We start from the raw sequence: 3,235 nt of genomic DNA on the forward strand, positions 1-3,235 counted from the left end.
CCGGCTGGGAACTGCCGCCAATCTCGCTGCTGCGCCCTGCACCAGCCCATGCCCGCCTCGGTCCTTCGCCCGATGCCCTGAACGCCACGGCCCTGATGCTGGAGCAGACACTGGCCGATTACGGCGTGCAGGGAAAAATCACCGGCATGAGTGCCGGGCCTGTTGTCACGCTATACGAGTTCGAACCCGCACCGGGCATCCGCTCCGCACGCGTGATCGGGCTGGCGGATGACGTTGCGCGCTCGCTCTCGGTGCTGAGCGTGCGTATCGCCACCGTGCCGGGCCGCAATGTCATGGGGATCGAGGTTCCCAACCAGACGCGCGAGACGGTGTATCTGTCCGAGCTGCTCGACCAGCCTCATGGCGGCAGGAAGCCGGGCAACTGCCGCTGGCACTGGGCAAGGACATAGCGGGCGAGACGGTGCTGAGCGACCTTGCGCGCATGCCGCACCTGCTGGTGGCAGGCACCACGGGCTCGGGCAAGTCCGTGGGCGTGAACGCCATGATCCTGTCGCTGCTGTTCCGCTTCTCACCCGAGGAGTGCCGCCTGATCATGATCGATCCCAAGGTGCTGGAACTCTCGATCTATGACGGGATTCCCCATCTGCTGACCCCGGTGGTGACAGATCCGCCCGACGCGGTGAAGGCCCTTAAATGGGTAGTGCGCGAAATGGACCGCCGTTACCGCACCATGGCGCATTTACAGGTGCGCAACATCGCGGGCTACAACGCCCGCGCAGCCGAGGCTCTGGCCGATGGCGAGGTGGTGGTGCGCCGCGTACAGACAGGCTTCGACCCCGAAACCGGCACCCCCGTATTCGAGGAGCAGTCCGTCTCGCTCAACCCCATGCCGTATATCGTGGTTATCATCGACGAAATGGCCGATCTGATGATGACAGCCGGCAAGGAAATCGATGCCTGCGTGCAGCGGCTGGCGCAAAAGGCGCGTGCTGCGGGTATTCACGTTATCATGGCAACACAGCGCCCCTCGGTGGATGTGATTACCGGCACCATCAAGGCCAACTTCCCTACCCGTATCTCGTTTCAGGTCATCAGCAAGTTCGACAGCCGGACCATTCTGGGTGAACAGGGGGCCGAGCAGCTTCTGGGTCAGGGCGACATGCTGTTCATGCAGGGCGGCGGGCGCATTACCCGCGTGCACGGGCCTTTTGTGGCGGACCATGAGGTGGAGCAGGTTGTCGGCTTCCTGAAGGAACAGGGCGAACCCGTCTATGACGAGGATGTGCTGTCCGAACCGGCGGACGAAGCCCCATCCGGGGGCAGCAGCAGCCGTGGCAACAGCGAAAACGGCGAGGCCGACCTGTATACGGAGGCCGTTTCTATTGTCACGCAGGAGGGCAAGGCCTCTACCTCCTTCATTCAGCGCCATCTCTCCATTGGCTATAATCGCGCTGCCAAGCTAATCGAACAAATGGAAAAAGAAGGCGTGATCAGCCGCGCCGACCATGTGGGCCGCCGCAAAGTGCTGGTTGGCCCCAACCGCGAGGACTGAACATGCCCCCCACCGGACGCAGACCGGCCAGACCACAGGCCGGATCGCCCACCAGAACACCTGCCAGACCACCGGCAAAGCCATCGGGCAAACCACGCGCCAGAACGCAGGACAGGCCGCAGGGCAGGGCACACGGCAAAACGCAGGCTGGCCCACAGGACAGAAGCCAGACCGGGCCGCAGGATAAAACGCAGGACAGAACACGCGACCCCCGCCGCCCCGCTCGTTCCCCGGCCCGCCCTCAAGGGGCGCACAGGGATACCCGCAGTGACCGGGCGGAACGCCCCGCAGCCCCTGCCGGGCGTGAAGGTTTCATCCTGTCAGCCGGGAAGCCGCAGGCCGCCCCGATGCACGCCACAAGACAGCAGGTGCGCGCCCGCAACAGGGCAAGCCCCACGGGCCGCGCGCCCCCGGAGCGCAGGCAAGGATCGCTCCCGTTCAGGTACCGCACCAGCCCATGCCCGCCACGACAGGCCGGGCAAACCCACCAATGGGCGCACACCGGCTGACACGCTCCCCCCCGAGCCCGCTCCCCGGCCCGTACCAACCGAGCCGCTGCCCGTTTTGTATCAGGACCGCCATGTGGTGATCGTGAACAAACCGGCGGGCCTGCCGGTTCATGCTGGCCCACGCACCGGGCTGTGCGTGGAGGACTGGTTTCCCCAGCTTTCGCGCCGGGCCGATGGGCCATGGCTGGTTCACCGGCTGGATGCCGATACCGCGGGCTGTCTGGCCATTGCCCTGCGCAAGCAACCACTTCTGGCCATGCAGCAGGCTTTTGCCAACCACACAGCCCGCAAGACCTACTGGGCTATCGTGCGTAATGGGCCCACGGAAGAAAAAGGGCGGATAGACCTGCCGCTGGTGCGCGAGAGCACCCCCTCCGGCTGGCATATGCGCCCGGACCCCGCGCCCAAACCGGCCAATACAGCCAAAAATGCCGCAACAACCCTGTGGCGGGTTCTGGGCCGGGGCAAAGGTCTGTGCTGGCTGGAACTGACCCTGCTAAGCGGGCGCACCCACCAGGCCCGTGTGCACTGTGCCGCCATGGGCTGGCCAATAGTAGGGGATGCGCTCTACGGCAAGGCGGACGCACAAGGCCTGCACCTGCTGGCACAGGGCCTTTCCCTACCGCTGGACCCGACCATAACGGTCACGGCCCCGCCGCCACCTTCCATGCATGCCGCCCTCCGGGCCTGCGGCTGGGAGCCTGACGCACCGTAAAACCCGGCACGCAGGGCTATGCCCGCGCGCGCCGTCCCCCGTCAGCGGGAAGGGTCGAGTGCGCGGGCAAGAATACCGGGGGTGAGCAACTGGGGCAGTACAACCTCAGCCCCGTGCGCGGGAGCGTAAACATAAAGCGGCACGCCATCGCGCCCATGTGCGCTCAAAAAGGCGGTAATGGCCGGGTCATGCCGGGTCCAGTCACCGCGCAGCACATGCACACCCCGGCGGGCAAACAGGGCGCGCGTGCCCTGCGTGTCCAGCACCAGCCGTTCATTAACAAGGCAGGTCATGCACCATGCCGCTGTCATATCCACAAAAACCGGCTCGCCCTGCGCGCGCAGGGCCGCAAAACGCGCAGGGGTGAAGGCCTCGACCCCTTCAGGCAGCGCCATGCCCGCCGTATGTGCGGGCGGTAACACGCGCAGGCTGGGCAGCAACGCCATAGCCGCCAGAAAACCAAGCAGCGCCAGCCGTGCAACGCCCCTTGCGCGCGGA

At 65.8% G+C, this 3,235-nt stretch carries 2 protein-coding genes and 1 pseudogene; 2 read left to right on the forward strand and 1 reads right to left on the reverse strand.

Annotated features, from left to right (window positions below; genetic code table 11):
- Positions 1-1,513 (forward strand): annotated as a pseudogene (locus JCM25143_RS20225) (DNA translocase FtsK); the annotation flags it as partial.
- Positions 1,514-1,780: 267 nt separating this feature from the next.
- Positions 1,781-2,737: an RluA family pseudouridine synthase gene (locus JCM25143_RS14720; protein ID WP_369347382.1), complete on the forward strand. Its 957-nt coding sequence runs from the start codon at positions 1,781-1,783 to the stop codon at positions 2,735-2,737.
- 41 nt (positions 2,738-2,778) lie between these two features.
- Here JCM25143_RS14720 and JCM25143_RS20230 read toward each other — a convergent pair.
- On the reverse strand, positions 2,779-3,235 hold a 457-nt coding region (locus JCM25143_RS20230), incomplete at its 5' end, for a thioredoxin family protein (RefSeq protein ID WP_035371475.1).

The sequence above is a fragment of the Acetobacter papayae JCM 25143 genome, assembly GCF_000613285.1.
Classification (GTDB): domain Bacteria; phylum Pseudomonadota; class Alphaproteobacteria; order Acetobacterales; family Acetobacteraceae; genus Acetobacter; species Acetobacter papayae.